Here is a 20,547-nt window from a genome sequence, read left to right as displayed (position 1 = left end):
ACCCTACTGACCGAAGCCCCTCTCACAGGTATGCGTTACCGGCCGAGGTAGACCTCGATCACCCGATCGTTGGCCTGCACCTCTTCCAGCGAGCCCTCGGCGAGCACGCTGCCCTGGTGCAACACCGTCACGTGGTCGGCGATGGAGCCAACGAAGCCCATGTCGTGCTCGACCACCATCAGCGAGTGCTTGCGCGCCAGGGATTTGAACAGCTCGGCGGTGAACTCGGTTTCGGCGTCGGTCATGCCCGCCACCGGCTCGTCGAGCAGCAGCAATTGCGGGTCCTGCACCAGCAGCATGCCGATCTCCAGGAACTGCTTCTGGCCGTGGGACAGCAGCCCGGCCTGGCGATGCCGCGAGCCGTCCAGACGGATGGTCTCGAGCACCTCGTCGATGCGGTCTTTCTGCTCGCCGTTCAGGCGCGCGCGCAGGCTGGCCCACACCGACTTGTCGGTCTTCTGCGCCAGCTCCAGGTTCTCGAACACGCTCAGCGCCTCGAACACCGTGGGCTTCTGGAACTTGCGGCCGATGCCGGACTGGGCGATCTGCACCTCGCTCATCTGCGTCAGGTCCAGGGTGTCGCCGAAGTAGGCCACGCCGTTGTCCGGGCGGGTCTTGCCGGTGATCACGTCCATCATGGTGGTCTTGCCGGCACCGTTTGGGCCGATGATGCAGCGCAGCTCGCCGACGCCGATGTACAGCGTCAGGTTGGTCAGCGCCTTGAAACCGTCAAAGCTGACGTTGATGTCTTCCAGGGTCAGGATGGTGCCGTGCCGGGTGTTCAGGCCCTTGCCGGCCACCTGGCCGAGGCCGATGGCATCGCGGCCGCTGCCGGCCGGGTCGATCAGGGCTTCGGGGATGGGTGCGCTTCTCATGATTTCTCCCCTCGCTTGATGAGGCCGATGACACCCTTGGGCAGGTACAGCGTCACCACGATGAACAGGAAGCCCAGGGCGAACAGCCAGTATTCCGGGAAGGCCACGGTGAACCAGCTTTTCATGCCGTTCACCAGGCCGGCCCCAAGCAGCGGGCCGATCAGCGTGCCGCGACCGCCGAGGGCGACCCACACCGCCGCTTCGATGGAGTTGGTCGGCGACATCTCGCTGGGGTTGATGATGCCCACCTGGGGCACGTACAGCGCGCCGGCCAGGCCGCACAGCACCGCACTCAATACCCAGATGAACAGCTTGTAGCCGCGTGGGTCGTAGCCGCAGAACATCAGGCGGTTCTCGGCGTCGCGCAGGGCGGTCAGCACCCGGCCGAACTTGCTGCGCGCCAGGCGCCAGCCGATGAACAGGCTGCCCACCAGCAGCGCCACGGTGGCCAGGAACAGCACTGCACGGGTGTGCGACGCGGTGATGTCGAAGCCGAGGATGCTGCGGAAGTTGGTGAAGCCGTTGTTGCCGCCGAAGCCGGTCTCGTTGCGGAAGAACAGCAGCATGCCGGCGAAGGTCAGGGCCTGGGTCATGATCGAGAAGTACACGCCCTTGATCCGCGAACGGAAGGCGAAGAAGCCGAACACCAAGGCCAGCAATCCCGGCGCGAGCACCACCAGGCACATCGCCCAGAGGAAGCTCGAGGTGCCGTACCAGTACCAGGGCAGCTCGGTCCAGGCCAGGAAGCTCATGAACGCTGGCAGGCCGTCGCCGGCCGCTTCGCGCATCAGGTACATGCCCATGGCATAGCCGCCCAGGGCAAAGAACAAGCCGTGGCCCAGCGACAGCAGGCCGGCGTAGCCCCAGACCAGATCGAGCGCCAGGGCGACGATGCAGTAGCAGAGAATCTTGCCGACCAGGGTCAGGGTGTAGGCCGACACATGCAGGGCGTTGTCCGCCGGCAGCAGGTGCAGCAGCGGCAGGGCCACCAGCACGGCGAGCACCAGCAGGCCGATGGCCATGGACACCTGCGGGCCGAGCTTGGCGGTGGCGCGGGCCAGCAGGGTTTGATTGAGTGCTTGAGTCATCAGTCGATCACCCGTCCTTTCAATGCGAAGAGGCCTTGCGGACGCTTCTGGATGAACAGAATGATCAGCGCGAGGATGAGGATCTTGCCCAGCACGGCGCCGATCTGCGGCTCGAGGATCTTGTTGGCGATGCCCAGGCCGAAGGCGGCCATCACGCTACCGGCCAGTTGGCCGACGCCGCCGAGCACCACCACCAGGAACGAATCGATGATGTAGCTCTGGCCGAGGTCCGGGCCGACGTTGCCGATCTGGCTGAGGGCCACGCCGCCGAGGCCGGCGATGCCCGAGCCGAGGCCGAAGGCCATCATGTCCACGCGGCCGGTGGGCACGCCGCAGCAGGCGGCCATGTTGCGGTTCTGGGTGACGGCGCGCACGTTGAGGCCCAGGCGCGTGCGGTTCAGCAGCAGCCAGGTCAGGGCGACCACGAACAGCGCGAAGCCGATGATCACGATGCGGTTGTAAGGCAGCACCAGGTTGGGCAGCACCTGGATGCCGCCGGACAGCCAGTAGGGGTTGGCCACTTCGACGTTCTGCGCGCCGAACACCACGCGCACCAGCTGGATCAGGATCAGGCTGATGCCCCAGGTGGCGAGCAGGGTTTCCAGCGGGCGGCCGTAGAGGTGACGGATCACCGTGCGCTCCAGGGCCATGCCGATGGCGGCGGTGACGAAGAACGCCACCGGCAGTGCCGCCAGCGGGTAGAGCGCCAGGTACTCCGGCGCAAGGCGCTGGAAGGCGATCTGCACCATGTAGGTGGAATAGGCGCCGAGCATCAGCATTTCGCCGTGGGCCATGTTGATCACGCCGAGCAGGCCGAAGGTGATGGCCAGGCCGAGGGCGGCAAGCAGCAGGATCGAGCCGAGGCTCATGCCGCTGAAGGCCTGGCCCAGCAGCTCGCCGATCAACAGCTTGCGCTTGACCTGGGCCAGGCTGGTTTCGGCGGCGGTGCGCACCGAGGCATCGCTTTCCACGTCCGGTGCCAGCAGGGCTTCGAGGCGGGTGCGGGCCAGCGGGTCGCCGGTTTCGCCCAGCAGGCGCACGGCAGCCAGGCGCACGGCCGGGTCCGGGTCGACCAGTTGCAGGTTGGCCAGGGCCAGGCTCAGGGCGTCGCGCACGTTGTCGTCCTCTTCGCTGGCGAGACGGGCATTGAGCAGGTCCAGCTGGGCTGGCTTGGCGTTCTTCTGCAGTTGCTGCGCGGCAGCCAGGCGCACCTGGGCGTCGTCGGCGAGCAAGCGGTGGCTGGCCAGCGCCGTGGCCACCAGGCCGCGCAGGCGGTTGTTCAGGCGCAGCTTGCGCGGGGCCTGGGCGGGCGTGGCGCTACCGTCGAGGGCCTGGTAGCCCGCGTCGGTTTCGATGAAAGGGGTTTTCTCGCTGTCGGCGGCAATGCGCGCTTGCTGCAGGGCATCGAGCAGCGCCAGACGCTCGGCGTTCGGCGCAGCGGCCCAGCTCTCCAGCAGGCGTGCCTGCTTGGCCGGGTTGGCGGCGACGAAGTCCGCGGCGTCACTGGCGTGCGCAAGCACGGGCAGGCACAGGCCGAGAAACAGGATGAAACGGTACAAGGCAGTCAGCATGGGTTATTCCTTCGACCGGGAATCCCCGGCGCCGGTGAGGCGCAGGGGCAGGGCAAGCGTCGCGGTGCGGCGCTCACCCCCGGCCCCTCTCCCGGGGGAGAGGGGTGATGGCTGCCCCGGCGAGCCGGGGCGAATCGCTGTGGATCAGTTTGACTTCACCGCGTAGTCCGGCTTCTTGTCGTTGCCTTCGATGAAGGGGCTCCAGGGCTGGGCGCGGATCGGGCTGTCGGTTTCCCAGACCACGGAGAACTGACCGTCTTCCTGGATTTCACCGATCATCACCGGCTTGTGCAGGTGGTGGTTGGTCTTGTCCATGGTCAGGGTGTAGCCGCTCGGCGCGGCGAAGGTCTGGCCAGCCAGGGCTTCACGCACCTTGTCGACGTCGGTGGTGCCGGCTTTCTCGACCGCCTGGGCCCACATGTGGATGCCCACGTAGGTGGCTTCCATCGGGTCGTTGGTCACGGCCTTGTCGGCGCCCGGCAGGCTCTTGGCCTTGGCGTAGGCTTTCCACTTGTTGACGAACTCGGTGTTGACCGGGTTTTCCACCGACTGGAAGTAGTTCCAGGCGGCCAGGTGGCCGACCAGCGGCTTGGTGTCGATGCCGCGCAGTTCTTCCTCACCCACCGAGAAGGCCACCACCGGCACGTCGGTGGCTTCCAGGCCCTGGTTGGCCAGTTCCTTGTAGAACGGCACGTTGGAGTCGCCGTTGACGGTGGAGATCACCGCGGTCTTGCCGCCGGCGGAGAACTTCTTGATGTTGGCGACGATGGTCTGGTAATCGCTGTGGCCGAACGGGGTGTAGACCTCTTCGATGTCCTTCTCGGCCACGCCCTTGGAAACCAGGAACGCGCGCAGGATCTTGTTGGTGGTGCGCGGGTAGACGTAGTCGGTGCCCAGCAGGAAGAAGCGCTTGGCGGCGCCGCCGTCTTCGCTCATCAGGTACTCGACGGCCGGGATGGCCTGCTGGTTTGGCGCCGCGCCGGTGTAGAACACGTTCGGCGACATTTCCTCGCCTTCGTACTGCACCGGGTAGAACAGCAGGCCGTTGAGTTCTTCGTAGACCGGCAGCACGGATTTGCGCGATACCGAGGTCCAGCAGCCGAAGGTCACGTCGACCTTGTCCTGGGTCAGCAGCTGGCGACCGCGCTCGGCGAACAGCGGCCAGTTGGACGCCGGGTCGACCACCACGGGCTCCAGTTGCTTGCCGAGTACACCGCCCTTGGCGTTGATCTCGTCGATGGTCATCAGCGCCATGTCCTTGAGCGAGGTCTCGGAGATGGCCATGGTGCCGGACAGCGAGTGCAGGATGCCGACCTTGATGGTTTCGGCGGCCTGGACGGTCCAGGTCATGCCCATGGCGGCGATGGACGCGGACAGGGTGAGGGCCTTGATCAGATTGCGACGTTGCATGATGCGGTCTCCATTCACGAAAAGTGTTTGAACTGCTGGCTTGTAGTTGTCGGTCTGGCAGTGGAAATAGGGCAGGCCCTAAGTGATCACCTCTGGTGCGGGCAGCGTGCGTTGCCGCGCGCTGTGCAGCATGTGCAGGGTGATCTTGCGCACTTCCGCCTTGCTGACCTCTATGTGGGTCTTGAGCAATAGCTGTGCCTCTTCGCAACGGCGCGACAGAACCGCGCCGAGAATCTGTCCGTGCTCGGCGTAGGTCGCCGCCACACGGGGCCCCTGGGTGAAATCCAGGCGGCGGATGATGCGGATTTTCTCGCTGACATCGGCATGCAGGCGGGCCATCTCGGCATTGCCCGCCGCCTCGACCAGCAGGCAGTGGAAGCGCTCGTCCAGGCGCGAGACTTCACGGCCGTCCTGCAGGCGATCCTGGGGCTGCACCAGCCAGGTGCGCTTGAGCTGTTCGAGGGCGTCCACGTGCTCGCCGGGGGCGCGTTCGCACAGGCGACGAACGGCCTCCAGCTCGAACATGATGCGCACGTCGTACAGCTCCTCGAAGTGCAGGAAATCGAACGGCTTGACCTGCCAGCCACTGCGGAAATACACCTCCAGGTAGCCCTCGCGCTCCAGGCGATACAGCGCCTGGCGCACCGGGGTGCGGCTGGTCGCGGTGCGCGTGGCGATCTCGCCCTCGGAAAAGCGGTCGCCAGGCAACAGGCGGAACTCGAAGATGTCGTCCTTCAACTGCTGGTAGACGCGCTCGGACAGGTTGTCCGGGCGTTCCTTGCTGCGTTTGGCGACGGTTCCGAGCAGTTGCATGGCGCGCTCCTCAGGCCGACTCGGCCAGGTCGAGCACCACCAGCGCATCGCCCGGGGTGACGGCCTTGCCCGGCTGGCAGCGCACGGACTTCACCGTGCCGCTCACCGGTGCGGCCACCGACAGTTCCATCTTCATCGCCTCGACCACCAGCAGCGGGGTGCCGGCGTCGACGTGCTGGCCAGGCTCGACCAGCACCTTCCACACGCTGCCGCACATGTCGGCGCTGACCACGTGGCCGTCGAGGATCTCGTCCTCGGCGCCACCGGCCGCCAGCGGCGCATGGCTCTCGGCATCGTCGTCGCGCCACAGCAGCACTTCGGCGTCGAAGGCGGTCTGCTGGCGCTGCTGGAAGGCTTCGATGCTGTCGGCGTTGTCAGCCAGGAAGGCCTGGTACTCGGCGAAATCGAAGGTGCTGTGCTCAATGTGGATTTCCCCGCGGCCTTCGCGGAAGGCTTCGCGCATCTCGTCCAGTTCCGCTTCGCTGACCGGGTAGAACTTCACCTGGTCGAAGAAGTGCAGCAGCCACGGCTGGCCGTTCTCGAACTGCGGGTTCTTCGAGTACTTGTTCCAGATCGGCAGGGTGCGCCCGACCAACTGGTAGCCGCCGGGCGAGTCCATGCCGTAGATGCACATGTACATGCCGCCGATGCCCACGGTGCCTTCGGCGGTGAAGGTCCGCGCCGGGTTGTACTTGGAGCTCAGCAGGCGGTGGCGCGGGTCCAGCGGCACGGCGCAGGGGGCGTCGAGGTAGACGTCGCCCAGGCCGAGGATCAGGTAGCTGGCGTCGAACAGGATGTCGCGCACTTCTTCGCGGGTGGCCAGGCCGTTGGCGCGCTGGATGAAGTCGACGTTGTTCGGCAGCCACGGCGCCTGGCTGCGCACGGTCTCGCTGTAGCGCTGCACGGCGGCCAGGGTGGCGCTGTCTTCGAAGGCCATCGGCAGGTGCACGATGCGCGTCGGCACCTTGACCTGGTCCACGGCCGGCAGGCTGGCTTCCAGCGTCAGCAGGTGCTTGAGCAGGTCGCGCTGGTGCAGCACGCGGCTGTCGTAGCGCAGTTGCAGCGAACGCACGCCGGGGGCGAGTTCCTCCAGGCCCTTCAGCGGCTGGGCCTTGAGGGCTTCCATTAGCAGGTGCACGCGCAGGCGCAGGGCCAGGTCGAGCACGTTGTCGCCATATTCCATGAGGATGTAGGCATCACCGGCCTGGCGATAGGCCACGCGCGGGCGCTGGCCATCGGCGGGCAGCTCGGCCAGCACGGTGGCCGACACGGTGTCGCCAGGCAGCAGGCTCGGTGCTGGCAGCTGCGCGGCGGCAACGGTGGACAGCGACTCGACGCTGTCCAGCTGCGCCTGCTCCAGGGCCTGGGCCTGTTCGAAACTGATGGGGTGGAAGCGCAGGGTGTCCCCCGGCTTGACCTGGCCAACCTTCCACAGCTCGGCCTTGGCGATGGTCACCGGGCAGACGAAGCCGCCCAGGCTCGGGCCGTCCTTGGTCAGGATCACCGGGAAGTCGCCGGTGAAGTTGATCGCGCCGATGGCGTATTCGCAGTCGTGCACGTTGGACGGGTGCAGGCCGGCTTCGCCGCCGTTGGCCCGGGCCCAGCTCGGTTTCGGGCCGGACAGGCGTACGCCGAGGCGATTGGAGTTGTAGTGCACCTGCCATTCGGCGGCGAAGAATTCTTCGATGGCCTCGGCGGTGAAGAAGTCCGGCGCGCCGTGCGGGCCGTACAGCACACCGATATTCCAGGTGGTGCCGTATTCCGGGATCAGGCTGGCGTCCAGCGCCTGGGGCGCGCTGACCGGCGCCGGGGTGGTGCAGGCCGGCAGGTCGGGCTGGGAAATCGCCAGCATGTCGGCCGGGCGCAGGGTGCGGCCGGCGTGGCCACCGAACTGGCCGAGGGCGAAGGTGGAACGGCTGCCCAGGTACACCGGCACATCGAAACCGCCGCGTACCGCCAGGTAAGTGCGGCAGCCGCTCTGGGCACGACCGAGCTTGAGCACCTGGCCGGCTTTGACGCTGATCGGCGCCCAGTACGGCATGGCTTCGCCGTCCAGTTCGGCCGGGCAGTCGGCGCCGGTGAGGGCAATCAGGCAGTCGCTGTGGAAACGCAGCGTCGGGCCTTGCAGGGTGAACTCCAGGCCGGCGGCGCTGGCGTGGTTGCCGACGATGCGGTTGGCCAGGCGGAAGGCCTGGTCGTCCATCGGACCGGACGGCGGCACGCCGATGTCCCAGTAGCCGAGGCGGCCGGGGTAATCCTGCACGCTGCTGTAGGTGCCGGGCTCCAGCACTTCGACCACCTGGGCGCGGAGGGCGAAGGTGTCGAGCAGGCGGGTCCAGACCTGGGCGCTGTGGAAGCGCGGTTCGGCCACGACCTGGCGCAGGTAGTCGAGGTTGCTGGCGATGCCGTGCAGGCGGGTTTCGCCCAGGGCTTTCTGCAGCTTGGCGATGGCTTCGTCGCGGGTGGCGGCGTGCACGATCAGCTTGGCGATCATCGGGTCGTAGAAGGCCGATACTTCGCTGCCGGTGCTGACCCAGCCGTCGACGCGCACGTCATCGGGGAAGTACACGTCGGTGAGTACACCGGGGCTGGGCTGGAAGTTCTTCAGCGGGTCTTCGGCGTAGATCCGCACTTCGATGGCGGCGCCTTCGGGCTTGCGGTTCAGGGCGGTCCAGTCCAGCGCATCGCCGGCGGCCACGCGCAGCATGCATTCGATCAGGTCGAGGCCGGTGACCATCTCGGTGACCGGGTGCTCGACCTGCAGGCGGGTGTTCACTTCGAGGAAGTAGAAATCGTCGCGGGCGGCGTCGTAGATGAATTCGACGGTGCCGGCGCTGCGGTAGCTCACCGATTCGCCGAGCTGCACGGCGGCGGCGTGCAGGCGCTCGCGGGTGGCTTGTGGCAGGTTCGGCGCCGGGGTTTCCTCGACCACTTTCTGGTTGCGGCGCTGCAGCGAGCAATCACGCTCGCCGAGGGCGGCGACCTTGCCCTGGCCGTCACCGAAGATCTGCACCTCGACGTGGCGCGCCTGGTCGACGAAGCACTCCAGGAATACCCCAGCGTCGCTGAAGAACTGCTCGCCCATGCGCTTCACGCTTTCGTACGCGGCGCTCAGCGCGGCGGCGTCGTCGCAGCGGGTCAGGCCGATGCCGCCGCCACCGGCGGTGGTCTTGAGCATCACCGGGTAGCCGATGCGCTCGGCGGTGGTCAGGGCGTCGTCGAGGCTGTCCAGCAGGCCGCTGCCCGGTGCCATCGGCACGTTGGCGGCGCCGGCCAGTTCCCGGGCACGGTGCTTGAGACCGAACTCGCGGATCTGCTCGCCAGTGGGGCCGACGAAGGCGATGCCGGCGGCTTCGCAGGCGTCGGCGAACTCGGCGCTTTCCGAGAGGAAGCCGTAGCCGGGATAGATCGCCTGGGCGCCGGTTTCCTTGGCGGCGGCGAGGATCTTGTCGATGCGCAGGTAGCTGTCGGCGGCCTTGTCGCCGCCCAGGGCGATGGCCACGTCGGCATCGCGCACATGGGCGGCGTTACGGTCCGCGTCGGAGTAGACGGCGACGCTCTTCACGCCGAGGCGCTTGAGGGTGCGGATCGCGCGAACGGCGATCTCCCCCCGATTTGCAATCAGTACGGTATGGAACACGGTCGATCCCTCATCGTAGGGTGGATGGTCACCCCGTGGAAAACCGCGAGGCGGTTTCCACCGGCTTGTTCATGGGCTGGCAGGGAAAGGAAAGGCGTCAGGCCTTGGTGCTGGCGATGAACGCGCGCCACCCGCCGAAGCTGGTGATGTCCCGCGCATCGCTCAGGGCCCAGGGCTCGCAAATGAAGCCTTTCACGCTGCGGCCATCGACCAGGGTCAGGTTGCCGATGCCCAGCGGTGCGGGGATCTCGGCGACGAACTCGCCGAAGCGCGCCAGGGGGATGTCCCACAGCTCGACGATGATCGAGGTGCCGTCGGCGGCCTTGGCCAGACCGGGTTTCGGCGGCACGGTGCCGGCCAGGGCGTAGAGGCGGTAGTCGGGGGCGGTCAGGGTCTGTTCCACCAGCACCGCGTCGCGGGTGGTCAGCTGGAAGTTCAGCGGCATGCCGGTCAGGTGCGCACCGACCACGGCCACGCGTACGCTGCCCGGGCGCGGTCCGATGGCTTTCGGCTGGGCCGGCAGGGCACGGCCGGTGGCGCCCATCGGCAGGCCGAGGGCGGCTTGCCAGCGCTTGCCGAACGCCGCCAGGGCATGGTCGTGCCAGGCCGGGGCGAGCAGGGTGATGCCGGCAGGCAAGCCGTCCTGGCGCATCCCGGCGGGCACGGCCAGGGCGGACAGGTCGGCGAGGTTGGTGAAGTTGGTGTAGGTGCCGAACTGACTGTTGAACAGCACCGGCTCCTGCTTCATCTCCTCGAGGGTACGGATGGTCGGCGAGGTCGGCACCACCAGGGCATCGAACGGGGCCAGGGCATCGTTGATGCGGCGGCTCAGCTCGGCCCGCAGGTATTCGGCCTTGTAGGCGTCGCAGGCGCTGTACTTCAGGCCGCCTTCGACGATGCCGCGGACCACCGGGTCCATCGCCTCGGGCTGGCTGGTGCGGGTGGCTTCGGTGGCCACGGTGCGTTCGGCGACCCAGGAGCCGTAGTACAGCTGCTCGGCCAGTTCCTTGAAGGGGCTGAAGTCGATCGGCACCAGGGTCACGCCCTGGGCGCGCAGGGCATCCAGGGCCTGCTCGAACGCGGCCTGGTTCTGCGTGTCACCGAAGAACTCCAGGGTGTCCGGCACGGCGAAGGTCGGCGCGGCGGGCATGTCCACCGGGGCGCTGTTCGGATTCTTGCGCGAATAGGCGTCGCTGGCATCGTAGCCGCCGGCGATGTCGGCCACGGCCTGGGCGTCGGCCACGCTGAGGGCGAACACCGAGATGCAGTCCACGGTGCGGCAGGCCGGCACCAGGCCGGTGTTGGACAGCCAGCCTTTGCTCGGTTTGAGGCCGACGATGTTGTTGAACCCGGCCGGCACGCGGCCGGAACCGGCGGTGTCGGTGCCCAGGGCGAACGGCACCAGGCCACGGGCGACCACGCTGGCCGAGCCGGAGCTGGAGCCGCCGCTGACGTAGGCCGGGTTGAAGGTGTTGCTCACCGCGCCATGGGGGGAGCGGGTGCCGACCAGACCGGTGGCGAACTGGTCGAGGTTGGTCTTGCCGATCAGGATCGCACCGGCGGCACGCAGGCGGGCGACCACGGTGGCGTCGGCTTCAGCCTCGTAGGCGAAGGCCGGGCACGCAGCGCTGGTGGTCCAGCCGGCGGCGTCGATGTTGTCCTTGATGGCGAAGGGCACGCCGTACAGCGGCAGCTTGTCGAGCGCACCGGCCTGCTCCAGCAGGCTGGCCAGTTCGCCGAGCTGGGCGTCGAGCTGGGCGGGGCTGACCAAACTGATCCAGGCGTTGTCGTCGCTGCCGAGTTGCTCGCGCAGGGCGTGCAGCAGGTCTGCAGGCTGCAACTGGTCGCGGTAGGCCTGTTGCCAGTCGGTCAGGGTGAAGGCGGTGGTGAGGGTGTTGGACATGCTGTGGAATCCCATCTTGTATCCAAGTGATGGAATCGCTAGAGCAAGGGGGGTGCCAGTTCTGTACGGCCCTCTGTTTTCAAGGGGTTGAGGATTTTTCGCGACATTTTCAGGGGGTGATCGCCGTGCGCGGTGCACCGTGCCGGGGCCGGCTTGCAAACTTATGGTGCAGCTTCGTGCGGCCGACGATATGCAGGAGCGGCTTCAGCGCCAGGTCGCATGTAGGGTGGACGACGATTTTTTCGTCCACCATGGCGGTTGCGGGTGGTGGACGGGTGAAGCGTCGTCCACCCTACGGGAGCGGCATCGTACGGGGGTTACAAGGCGAGGTAGTTCTTCACCCCGGTGAAGATGATCTGCGCGGCCAGGGCGCAGACGAACAGGCCCATCAGGCGGCTGACGATCTGCAGGCCCTGGTCGCCCAGCAGGCGCTCGAACTGGTTGGACAGGTAAAGCACCACGCCCACGGTGAGGCTGGCCAGGGCGATGGCGACGATGGCCAGCAGCTTGTCGTCCCAGTGCGGCTGACTGGCGCCCATCAGCAGCAGTGCACCGATGGTGCCGGGACCCACGGTCAGGGGGATGGTCAGCGGCACGATGGTCACGTCCTGCTGCACGTTGTCGCTCTGCACCGCCGACTTGCCCTGGGCCATGCCCAGCGCCGAGATGAACAGCACGCTGCCGGCGCCGATGCGGAAGGCGTCGATGGTGATGCCGAACAGGGTGAAGATGTGCTTGCCGAACAGGTACAGCAGCACGCTGGCGATCAGCACGCCGGTGGCCACCTTCCAGGCCAGCTTCTTGCGCTCCTTCACCGTGTAGCCGCGGCTCAGGCCGATGAAGCAGGACAGGACGAAGAACGGGCTGTAGAGCACCAGCAACTTCAAATACAGACTGAACAGCTCGGACGTCATGAAAGGTACTCGTCTCGGGGCAAGGGTTGGGCACAGTGTAGAAGCCCGTCGCGCGGGAGTCGGCAGGCCGGGCTGCATGATCGGGGATTGGCGGGCGGATCACCAGCGCCGGGCGTGAAAATCCCGGCGGCGTGACCGTCCGGCATGTGGCACGCGGTGGTGGCCGCGGATCGTCTATACCTTCCACCCGTACCCTTCAGCGGAGCCCGGCATGGCCACGGTGCGCTTCACGCCCAACCTGCAGCGACACCTCGACGTGCCGGACTGCGCGGTGCGGGCAGACACGGTTGGCGCGGCCATGGACCAGGTGTTCGCGCTGAACCCACGGCTGCGCAGCTACCTGCTCGACGACCAGGGACGCGTGCGCCGCCACGTGACGATTTTCATCGATGCCGAATCGATTGCCGATCGCCAGCACCTGAGCGACCCACTGACCGCCGATGCCGAGGTCTATGTGGTGCAGGCGCTGTCTGGCGGCTGATCGGGCATCAGGAGGGCGTTCATGGCGTCATTGCTGTATGTGGCCACACGCAAAGGCCTGCTGACCTTCGAATCCCAGGCCTCAGGCTGGCGCCTGCGGCGCACCGATTTTCTCGGCGAGCCAGTGAGCATGGTGCTGGCCGACCGCCGTGACGGCTACCTGTACGCGGCACTGCACCTGGGGCACTTCGGACCGAAGCTATGGCGCTCGACCGACGGCGGTGCCAGTTGGCAGGAGATCGCCGCCCCGGCGTTCACCCGCGACCCGGCGGTGACGGATGGCCCGTCGGTGGAGATGATCTGGTCCCTGGAGGCCGGCGGTGCCGACCAGCCCGGCACGCTCTGGGCGGGCACCCTGCCCGGGGCGCTGTTCCGCTCCGATGACCACGGCGACTCCTGGCAGTTGAACGAAGCACTGTGGCAGCGGCCGGAGCGGGCCCAATGGTTCGGCGGCGGCTACGACCACCCGGGCATTCATTCGATCTGCGTGGACCCGCGCGACAGCGCCCGGCTCAGTGTGGCGGTGTCCTGTGGTGGCGTGTGGTGCAGCGACGACGCAGGCGCGACCTGGTCCTGCCAGACCCGGGGCATGCGCGCGGCCTACATGCCGCCGGAGCTGGAAGGCACACCAGAGGTGCAGGACCCGCACCGCATGGTCGCCTGCCCCGCCGAGCCGGACACCCTGTGGGTGCAGCACCACAATGGCATCTTCCTCAGCCGCGACGGCGCAGCCCAGTGGCAGGAAATCACCGAGGCCGGCCCGTCGACCTTCGGCTTTACCGTGGCGGTGCATCCGCGCGACCCGCAGACCGCCTGGTTCGTGCCGGCGGTCAAGGACGAGTGCCGGGTACCCGTCGCCCAGCGCCTGGTGGTCACCCGCACCCGGGATGCGGGGCGCAGCTTCACGGTGCTGGAGGCGGGGCTGCCACAGGAGAATTGCTTCGATCTGGTGTACCGCCATGGCCTGGCGATCGATGCCGCCGGCGAGTGCCTGGCGCTGGGGTCGACCACCGGCAACCTGTGGCTGTCGCGGGATCAGGGCACGACCTGGGATCGGTTGAGCGGCACCTTGCCGCCGATCCATGCCCTGGTGTTCTTCAACCCCTGACGGGGCTCAGGAGGGGATGACGCTGTGCCGGCGACGGGATTCGCGTTCGGCGATCCAGTATTCGATCAGCTCGCGCAGTTGCGACAGCTCCACCGGCTTGGCCATGTGGCCGTCCATGCCGACCTGCTTGGCACGCTCCTTGTGCTCGCTGAGGATGTGCGCGGTCAGCGCCACCACCGGCGTGCGGTCACGCTGCTCGGTCGCCTCCCAGGCGCGCAGCTGCTCGGTGGCCGAGAAGCCGTCGAGTACCGGCATTTCGCAGTCCATCAGCACCAGGTCGTAGTGCTGGGCTTTCATGGCGTTGAGCGCTTCCTCGCCATTGCTGGCGGTGTCTGGGCGCAGGTTGAGCTTGCCAAGCATGCCGCGGATGACCTTGGTCGAGATGCTGTTGTCCTCGGCCACCAGGATGCGGAAGTCGCCCGGCACATCCAGCGGCGGGGTGACATCGGTCGGGGTGAACAGCGGCGACGGCGTGTTGCCGCGCTGGCCGAGCTCGTCCGCCAGGGTGGCCTTGAGGGTGTAGCCGGCCACCGGCTTGGCGAGGATGCGTTTGACCCCGGCGTTGCGCGCGATGATCTTGCTCGGCGCATTGCTGATCCCGGTGAGCATGACCAGCAGGATGTCGTGGTTGAGGCTCGGGTCTTCCTTGATCTTGGCCGCCAGCTGCATGCCGGTCATGCCGGGCATGTCCTGGTCGAGCAGCACTGCATCGAAGTATTCGCCCAGGTGCGCCTTGGTCCGTAGCAGGGCCAGGGCCTCCTTGCCGGACGGCACGGCGCTGACGTTCAGGCCCCAGGCGCTGCACTGCTGCACCAGGACCTTGCGGCAGGTGTCGTTGTCGTCCACCACCAGCAGGCGGGCGTCCTGCAGCGGGCCGTCGAGGTCGGCGGTGGGGTGCTGCAGGCGTTCGCTGTCCAGCGGCAGGGTGACCCACAGGGTCGAGCCCTGGTTGCCGCCGCTCTGGATGCCGAATTCGCCTTCCATCAGGCGCACCAGCTGACGGGCGATGATCAGGCCCAGACGACCGCCGAGCTTGGTGGCGGCGAGGAAGTCCTTGCTGTGCAGCTCGGCGTTGAGCAGCGCATCGCGCTCGCTGGCCTCCAGGGGGCGACCGCTGTCCTGCACGGCGATGCGCAGGCGCGGCTTGGCGGCGCCGGTGTCGATGGCCACCACCAGCAGGATCTCGCCTTCGTCGGTCTGCTTGAAGGCGTTGTCCAGCAGGCTGAGCAGGGTCTGGCGCAGGCGCGTGGGGTCGCCACTGACCACCCGGGGAACCTGGGGCTGCATGAAGCTGATCAGCTCGACCTTCTGCTGCTCGGCCTTGGCGCGGAAGATGTCCAGGCAGTCCTCGATCAGCGCGGCGAGGTCGAACTGCACGTCGTCCAGCTCGATCTGCCCGGACTCCAGCTTGGAGATGTCGAGGATTTCGTTGATCAGGGTGAGCAGCTCGTTGCCCGAACTGTGGATGGTCTGCACGTAGTCGCGCTGCTTGGCGGAGAGCGGCGTGCCGAGGAGCAGCTCGGTCATGCCCAGTACCCCGTTCATGGGGGTACGGATTTCGTGGCTGATCTTGGCGAGGAAATCGGCCTTGGCCTTGAGTTCGGCGGAACTGGCGGCCAGGGCCCGGCTGGTGCTGAATTCGTCCTGCAGGATGCGTCGCTGTCGCTCGGTCAGCGCCATGCTCAGCAGGAAACCCGCGGCCACGGTGCTGCTGAACAGACCGTAGATCAGCCAGTTGGTCGGTACCGCCCAGTAGCCGAACAGCACCGGCAGCGACGCCAGGAAGGTCGCGGTGAACAGCAGGAACGCCAGGCTGAACAGGCGCGCCGGCAGGTAGCCGTGCCGCCAGTGGTACAGCGCGACCAGCAGGATACTCATGCCGACGATGGCGCTGAGGATGTAGATCAACTGATTGAGCAGCAGGTCGGTGGCCACCAGCAGCACCAGGGACACCAGGCCGATCAGGGCGATCTCGGCGAGGATCAGGCGGCCCAGTGAGGTGGTCGGGCAGACCTGGCGGAAAAAGCTCGCGGTGAAGGCCAGGGCGAACAGCATGGTCGCCAGCATCGACAGGTTGGCGATCTGCGGCTGCAGGGTCTGCCATTGGCCGAGCCAGGGCGTGCTAACGCCCAGCAGGCTGATGGCCGTGACCCACAAACCGGCCTGCGTGGCGGCCAGCCACAGGCCGCTGACGGCACGGTTGTAGGCGAAGCGCACGAGGTTGTAGAGCACCAGCATGCCGAGGCCGCCGAGCAGCAGGCCGAACAGCAGCGGCTGGCTGTCATCGGCAGCCATTTCGTAGGCGCTCTGCAGGGTGATGGCCGGGCGCAGGGCATGTTCCGACGACAGGCGCAGGTAGATGTCCAGCGGTGCATCCGCCAGGGGTAGCGGCAGCAGGAAGTCGCGGCTGTTCAGGGGACGCTCGGACAGCGGCAGCTTGCTGCCGGTGCGCGAGTGGGCCAGCAGCTCGTCGCCCTGCAGCACGTACAGGTCCAGATAGGCCAGGTAGGGCGCGAACACCCGCAGCATCTGCGGCTGCGAATTCGCCGGCAAGCGGTGGTGAAGCCAGAGCGCGCTTTCGCCGCCGGTGGTGTAGAGCCCATCGAGGGCGGTGGCCTGGAATTGCGGGCGGTAGCGTGCAGAGCGCACGTCCGACAGTTGCAGGGTGGAGGCGGGATCACTCAGTTGCGACCAGCCAGAGGTCTGCGCTGCCTGCACCGGTAATACGGCAAGCGCCATCAGCATGATGCCGATAATCGAACCCATGGCGATCCTGAGCCGGTGCACAGTGAAATCCCTTTGAACGGTGATGCCCGGATTATAGCCAAGGCATCGCTGAGCGGAATATGACAACAACGGCCAAAAGGCCTCCTTTTTGTGCGTTTTACCGCGCATTTTCCATCAACCTGAGGAATGTTCGCAGGCAATCGACCCGGTATCACAGGTCCGGCGGTCGAAACGCCTGTTCGACACGCTGGCGATTCACCGGTGGATGGGCCATAGGCCAGTATTTGCTGGCGCTGCTGTGCAACGTGGCGAAATCGCCCTATGCTGAGACATGTGTCATGAAGCGCTGTGTCTTTGGTCCCGTTTATTTCTCGAGTCTTACCGGGTAGAGCACGGCTGCCGGGCCATCGTCGGTTTGCTGTTGGTTGCATCGGACTGACCTCTGATGCGCTGCGATCGACCCGTCTAGCCTTCTCGTCAGAACAATCACAAGAAAGACGTCCGGGTAGGGCGATTCGCGCTCTCGCCGACAGGACATCTGGAGGCAGCCATGAGTGTAGATTCAACCGATACGCCAGTAGATGGAGTGCATGAGCCCGCGAGGCCCATGACCAGGGAGGAGCGCAAGGTCATTCTCGCGTCCTCCCTCGGTACGGTCTTCGAGTGGTACGACTTTTATCTGTATGGTTCACTCTCCGCCATCATCGCGGTGCAGTTCTTCTCCGGCGTCAACCCGACCGCCGCCTTCATCTTCGCGCTCATGGCGTTCGCCGCCGGTTTCGCGGTGCGCCCGTTCGGTGCGATTTTCTTCGGTCGCCTGGGCGACCTGGTCGGCCGCAAGTACACCTTCCTCATCACCATCCTGATCATGGGCCTGTCGACCTTCATCGTCGGTATCTTGCCCACCTACGCGCAGTGGGGGATCGCGGCGCCGATCATCCTCATCATCCTGCGGCTGTTCCAGGGCCTGGCGCTGGGTGGCGAGTACGGCGGTGCGGCGACCTACGTGGCCGAGCACGCCCCGCACGGCCGCCGCGGCTTCTACACCTCGTGGATCCAGACCACCGCGACCCTGGGGCTGTTCCTGTCGCTGCTGGTGATCCTCGGCACCCGCACCTGGCTCGGTGAAGAAGCCTTCGCCGCCTGGGGCTGGCGGATTCCGTTCCTGCTGTCGATCGTGCTGCTCGGGGTGTCGGTGTGGATTCGCCTGACCCTCAGCGAGAGCCCGGCCTTCAAGAAAATGAAGGAAGAGGGCAAGACCTCCAAGGCGCCGCTGACCGAAGCCTTCGGTCGCTGGGAAAACGCCAAGGTGGCGCTGATCGCCCTGTTCGGCGGTACCGCCGGCCAGGCGGTGGTGTGGTACACCGGCCAGTTCTACGCACTGTTCTTCCTGACCCAGACGCTGAAGGTGGACGGGGCGACGGCGAACATCCTGATCGCCCTGTCGCTGTTGATCGGTACCCCGTTCTTCATCATCTTCGGCTGGCTGTCGGACAAGATCGGGCGCAAGCCGATCATCCTCGGCGGCTGCCTGGTGGCGGCACTGACCTACTTCCCGCTGTTCGCCCTGATCACCCACTACGCCAACCCGGCGCTGGAACAGGCCCAGGCCAACTCGCCCGTGGTGGTGGTGGCTGACCCGAACGCCTGTTCGTTCCAGTTCAACCCGGTCGGTACCGCGAAGTTCGTGGCGTCTTGCGACATCGCCAAGGGCTTCCTGGCGCGCAACTCGGTGAACTACTCGAACGAAGCCGCTCCGGCGGGCACCGTCGCCAGCATCCGCATCGGCGACCAGACCATCACCTCGTTCGAAGGGGCTGGCATGCCGGCCGATCAGTTCAAGGCGCAGTCCGATGCCTTCAACGCCAGCATGACCGACGCCATTCGCAGTGCCGGTTATCCGGCCAAGGCCGACCCGGAGCAGATCAACAAGCCGATGCTGGTGGTGCTGCTGACGGTGCTGGTGCTGTTCGTGACCATGGTCTACGGGCCGATCGCGGCGTTGCTGGTCGAGCTGTTCCCGACCCGCATCCGCTACACGGCGATGTCGCTGCCGTACCACATCGGTAACGGCTGGTTCGGGGGCTTCCTACCGACCACCGCGTTCGCCATGGTGGCCGCGACGGGGAACATCTACTACGGCCTGTGGTACCCGATCATCGTGGCCGTGGCGACCTTCGTGATTGGTCTGTTCCTGATGCCGGAAACCAAGGACCGCGACCTGCGCAACTGGCACTGATGCCAACCTGAAACGAAAAAGCCCTGCCGATGCGGGGCTTTTTCATGGGTGAATGGCGGCTGGGCGCCTGGCTGCATATCGGCGCGAGGGCTGCGAGCGGTGAAAGCTCGCGGATGAATCCGCTCCCACGGAGGGGGCGTTCGCGGCGGTTGTCCGGAGCCGGTGGTTCTTTTCAGCAGAAACAAAAAAGGCCCCGCATGTGCGGGGCCCTTTTTATTGGGTGTGAAACCTGTTCACGGCTCAGCGAGCTAGAGCAATGCAAGGCAAAAACAGGCGAGGAGGCGGAGTGTACTTTTGTACATGAGCACTCCGAGCCTGTTTTTAACGCAGCAGTGCCGACGCGCAGCGAGCCGTGTACAGGTTTTCAGCCTTCGCCGCGCTCGCGGGCGATAGCCCGGTACCCGATGTCATTGCGGTGGAACATGCCGTTCCAGCGAATCTTCTCGGCCAGGCGGTAAGCCTGCTGCTGGGCGTCGGACACGCTCTTGCCGATGGCGGTGGCGCACAGGACGCGGCCGCCAGCGGTGACCACCTGGCCGTCCTGGTTGAGGGCGGTACCAGCGTGGAATACCTTGCCGTCGAGCTGGGCGGCATCGTCCAGGCCCTCGATCACGTCACCCTTGGCGTAGTCGCTCGGGTAGCCGCCGGCAGCCAGCACCACGCCGACCGTCGGGCGCGGGTCCCAGGTGGCTTCGACCTTGTCCAGCGCCTTGGCCAGGGCGGCCTCGACCAGCAGCACCAGGGACGATTCCAGGCGGACCATGATCGGCTGGGTTTCCGGGTCGCCGAAGCGGCAGTTGAACTCGATGACCTTCGGCTTGCCGGCCTTGTCGATCATCAGACCGGCATACAGGAAACCGGTGTAGACGTTGCCTTCGCTGGCCATGCCGCGAACGGTGGGGTAGATCACCTCGTCCATGACACGCTGGTGCACGTCGGCGGTGACCACCGGGGCCGGGGAGTAGGCGCCCATGCCGCCGGTGTTCGGGCCGGTATCGGCGTCGCCGACACGCTTGTGGTCCTGGCTGGTGGCCATCGGCAGCACGTTCTCGCCGTCGACCATGACGATGAAGCTGGCTTCCTCGCCGTCGAGGAATTCCTCGATCACCACGCGCGAACCGGCGTCACCGAAGGCATTGCCGGCGAGCATGTCGCGCACGGCGTCTTCGGCTTCCTGCAGGGTCATGGCGACGATCACGCCCTTGCCCGCGGCCAGGCCGTCGGCCTTGATCACGATCGGAGCGCCTTTCTCACGCAGGTAGGCCAGGGCCGGCTCCACCTCGGTGAAGTTCTGATAATCGGCAGTCGGGATCTTCTGGCGGGCCAGGAAGTCCTTGGTGAAGGCCTTGGAGCCTTCCAGCTGGGCCGCGGCGGCGGTGGGGCCGAAGATGTCCAGGCCACGGGTGCGGAACAGATCGACCACGCCTTTGACCAGCGGCGCTTCCGGGCCGACGATGGTCAACTGCACGTTCTTCTCGGCGAAGTCCGCCAGTTGCTCGATGGCCAGCACGTCGATGGCGACGTTCTCGCACTTGGCTTCGGTGGCGGTGCCGGCGTTGCCCGGGGCCACGAATACTTTCTCGACGCGTTTGTCCTGCGCCACTTTCCAGGCCAGGGCGTGTTCACGACCGCCGCTGCCGATGATCAATACGTTCATGTTGCTCTCCCTGTGGAGGCGGGCCGGTGGCCCGTTTGGTGGATAAGCGAAGCGTTATCCACCCTACAAATCGATCGTTCCCACGCTCTGCGTGGGAACGCCTCAACGGACGCTCTGCGTCC

13 protein-coding genes are annotated in these 20,547 nt (G+C 66.5%); 3 read left to right on the top strand and 10 right to left on the bottom strand.

The window, feature by feature from the left end; all coding sequences use genetic code 11:
- Positions 1-35 precede the first annotated feature (35 nt).
- The 8 genes from urtD to N5C28_RS19065 all read right to left on the bottom strand — a co-directional run bounded on the left by urtD (position 36) and on the right by N5C28_RS19065 (position 12,214).
- Positions 36-875, bottom strand: a complete 840-nt coding sequence (gene urtD / locus N5C28_RS19100; RefSeq protein ID WP_279824757.1) for an urea ABC transporter ATP-binding protein UrtD — start codon at positions 873-875, stop codon at positions 36-38.
- Complete coding sequence (gene urtC, locus N5C28_RS19095; protein ID WP_279824756.1) at positions 872-1,963, bottom strand: urea ABC transporter permease subunit UrtC; 1,092 nt, start codon at positions 1,961-1,963, stop codon at positions 872-874. The genes urtD and urtC overlap by 4 nt, the downstream gene beginning before the upstream one ends.
- Entirely contained in the window at positions 1,963-3,534 is a 1,572-nt protein-coding gene (gene urtB / locus N5C28_RS19090; RefSeq protein WP_279824754.1) for an urea ABC transporter permease subunit UrtB, read from the bottom strand. Before urtB ends, urtC begins: the two co-directional genes overlap by 1 nt.
- Positions 3,535-3,678: 144 nt before the next feature.
- A complete protein-coding gene (urtA, locus tag N5C28_RS19085; RefSeq protein ID WP_279824753.1) occupies positions 3,679-4,944 on the bottom strand; it encodes an urea ABC transporter substrate-binding protein in 1,266 nt (421 codons plus the stop codon).
- Between the two features lie 78 nt (positions 4,945-5,022).
- Complete coding sequence (locus N5C28_RS19080) at positions 5,023-5,757, bottom strand: GntR family transcriptional regulator (RefSeq protein WP_279824752.1); 735 nt, start codon at positions 5,755-5,757, stop codon at positions 5,023-5,025.
- 10 nt (positions 5,758-5,767) lie between these two features.
- Positions 5,768-9,397 (bottom strand): urea carboxylase, encoded by a 3,630-nt coding sequence (uca, locus tag N5C28_RS19075; RefSeq protein ID WP_279824751.1) that lies wholly within the window; start codon positions 9,395-9,397, stop codon positions 5,768-5,770.
- A gap of 97 nt (positions 9,398-9,494) precedes the next feature.
- Positions 9,495-11,300: an allophanate hydrolase gene (gene atzF / locus N5C28_RS19070; protein ID WP_279824750.1), complete on the bottom strand. Its 1,806-nt coding sequence runs from the start codon at positions 11,298-11,300 to the stop codon at positions 9,495-9,497.
- Positions 11,301-11,617: 317 nt separating this feature from the next.
- Positions 11,618-12,214, bottom strand: coding sequence for a MarC family protein (locus N5C28_RS19065; RefSeq protein ID WP_279824749.1), 597 nt, complete (start codon positions 12,212-12,214; stop codon positions 11,618-11,620).
- Positions 12,215-12,425: 211 nt separating this feature from the next.
- Between N5C28_RS19065 and N5C28_RS19060 the strand changes: the two genes are divergently transcribed.
- Both N5C28_RS19060 and N5C28_RS19055 read left to right on the top strand, forming a co-directional pair.
- Positions 12,426-12,695 carry a MoaD/ThiS family protein gene (locus N5C28_RS19060; RefSeq protein WP_279824748.1) on the top strand — a complete coding sequence of 90 codons (270 nt, stop codon included), beginning with the start codon at positions 12,426-12,428 and terminating at the stop codon, positions 12,693-12,695.
- A 21-nt stretch (positions 12,696-12,716) separates the two neighbouring features.
- On the top strand, positions 12,717-13,802 hold the full coding sequence (locus tag N5C28_RS19055) for an exo-alpha-sialidase (protein WP_279824747.1): 1,086 nt from the start codon (positions 12,717-12,719) through the stop codon (positions 13,800-13,802).
- Positions 13,803-13,808: 6 nt separating this feature from the next.
- On the opposite strand, the gene N5C28_RS19050 is transcribed toward N5C28_RS19055, so the two are convergent.
- Positions 13,809-16,568 (bottom strand): hybrid sensor histidine kinase/response regulator, encoded by a 2,760-nt coding sequence (locus N5C28_RS19050; protein ID WP_279824746.1) that lies wholly within the window; start codon positions 16,566-16,568, stop codon positions 13,809-13,811.
- Between the two features lie 568 nt (positions 16,569-17,136).
- On the opposite strand from N5C28_RS19050, the gene N5C28_RS19045 reads away from it, so the two are divergent.
- Positions 17,137-18,768 carry an MFS transporter gene (locus N5C28_RS19045; protein ID WP_279824745.1) on the top strand — a complete coding sequence of 544 codons (1,632 nt, stop codon included), beginning with the start codon at positions 17,137-17,139 and terminating at the stop codon, positions 18,766-18,768.
- A gap of 364 nt (positions 18,769-19,132) precedes the next feature.
- Here N5C28_RS19045 and purD read toward each other — a convergent pair whose 3' ends face one another.
- On the bottom strand, positions 19,133-20,425 hold the full coding sequence (gene purD, locus N5C28_RS19040; RefSeq protein WP_279824744.1) for a phosphoribosylamine--glycine ligase: 1,293 nt from the start codon (positions 20,423-20,425) through the stop codon (positions 19,133-19,135).
- Positions 20,426-20,547 lie beyond the last annotated feature (122 nt).

Source organism: Pseudomonas sp. GD03944 (assembly GCF_029839275.1).
GTDB lineage: Bacteria > Pseudomonadota > Gammaproteobacteria > Pseudomonadales > Pseudomonadaceae > Aquipseudomonas.
Note: the sequence above shows the minus strand (reverse complement) of the source record. Positions and strands in the feature narration are given on the sequence as shown.

Bases quoted from the DNA above. Each gene is read 5' to 3' on its own strand.
- N5C28_RS19055 (WP_279824747.1), top strand. From the start codon at position 12,717: ATGGCGTCATTGCTGTATGTGGCCACACGCAAAGGCCTGCTGACCTTC.
- urtB (WP_279824754.1), bottom strand. From the start codon at position 3,534: ATGCTGACTGCCTTGTACCGTTTCATCCTGTTTCTCGGCCTGTGCCTG.
- purD (WP_279824744.1), bottom strand. From the start codon at position 20,425: ATGAACGTATTGATCATCGGCAGCGGCGGTCGTGAACACGCCCTGGCC.
- urtD (WP_279824757.1), bottom strand. From the start codon at position 875: ATGAGAAGCGCACCCATCCCCGAAGCCCTGATCGACCCGGCCGGCAGC.
- urtA (WP_279824753.1), bottom strand. From the start codon at position 4,944: ATGCAACGTCGCAATCTGATCAAGGCCCTCACCCTGTCCGCGTCCATC.
- N5C28_RS19050 (WP_279824746.1), bottom strand. From the start codon at position 16,568: ATGGGTTCGATTATCGGCATCATGCTGATGGCGCTTGCCGTATTACCG.
- urtC (WP_279824756.1), bottom strand. From the start codon at position 1,963: ATGACTCAAGCACTCAATCAAACCCTGCTGGCCCGCGCCACCGCCAAG.
- N5C28_RS19080 (WP_279824752.1), bottom strand. From the start codon at position 5,757: ATGCAACTGCTCGGAACCGTCGCCAAACGCAGCAAGGAACGCCCGGAC.
- N5C28_RS19065 (WP_279824749.1), bottom strand. From the start codon at position 12,214: ATGACGTCCGAGCTGTTCAGTCTGTATTTGAAGTTGCTGGTGCTCTAC.
- N5C28_RS19045 (WP_279824745.1), top strand. From the start codon at position 17,137: ATGACCAGGGAGGAGCGCAAGGTCATTCTCGCGTCCTCCCTCGGTACG.
- N5C28_RS19060 (WP_279824748.1), top strand. From the start codon at position 12,426: ATGGCCACGGTGCGCTTCACGCCCAACCTGCAGCGACACCTCGACGTG.
- atzF (WP_279824750.1), bottom strand. From the start codon at position 11,300: ATGTCCAACACCCTCACCACCGCCTTCACCCTGACCGACTGGCAACAG.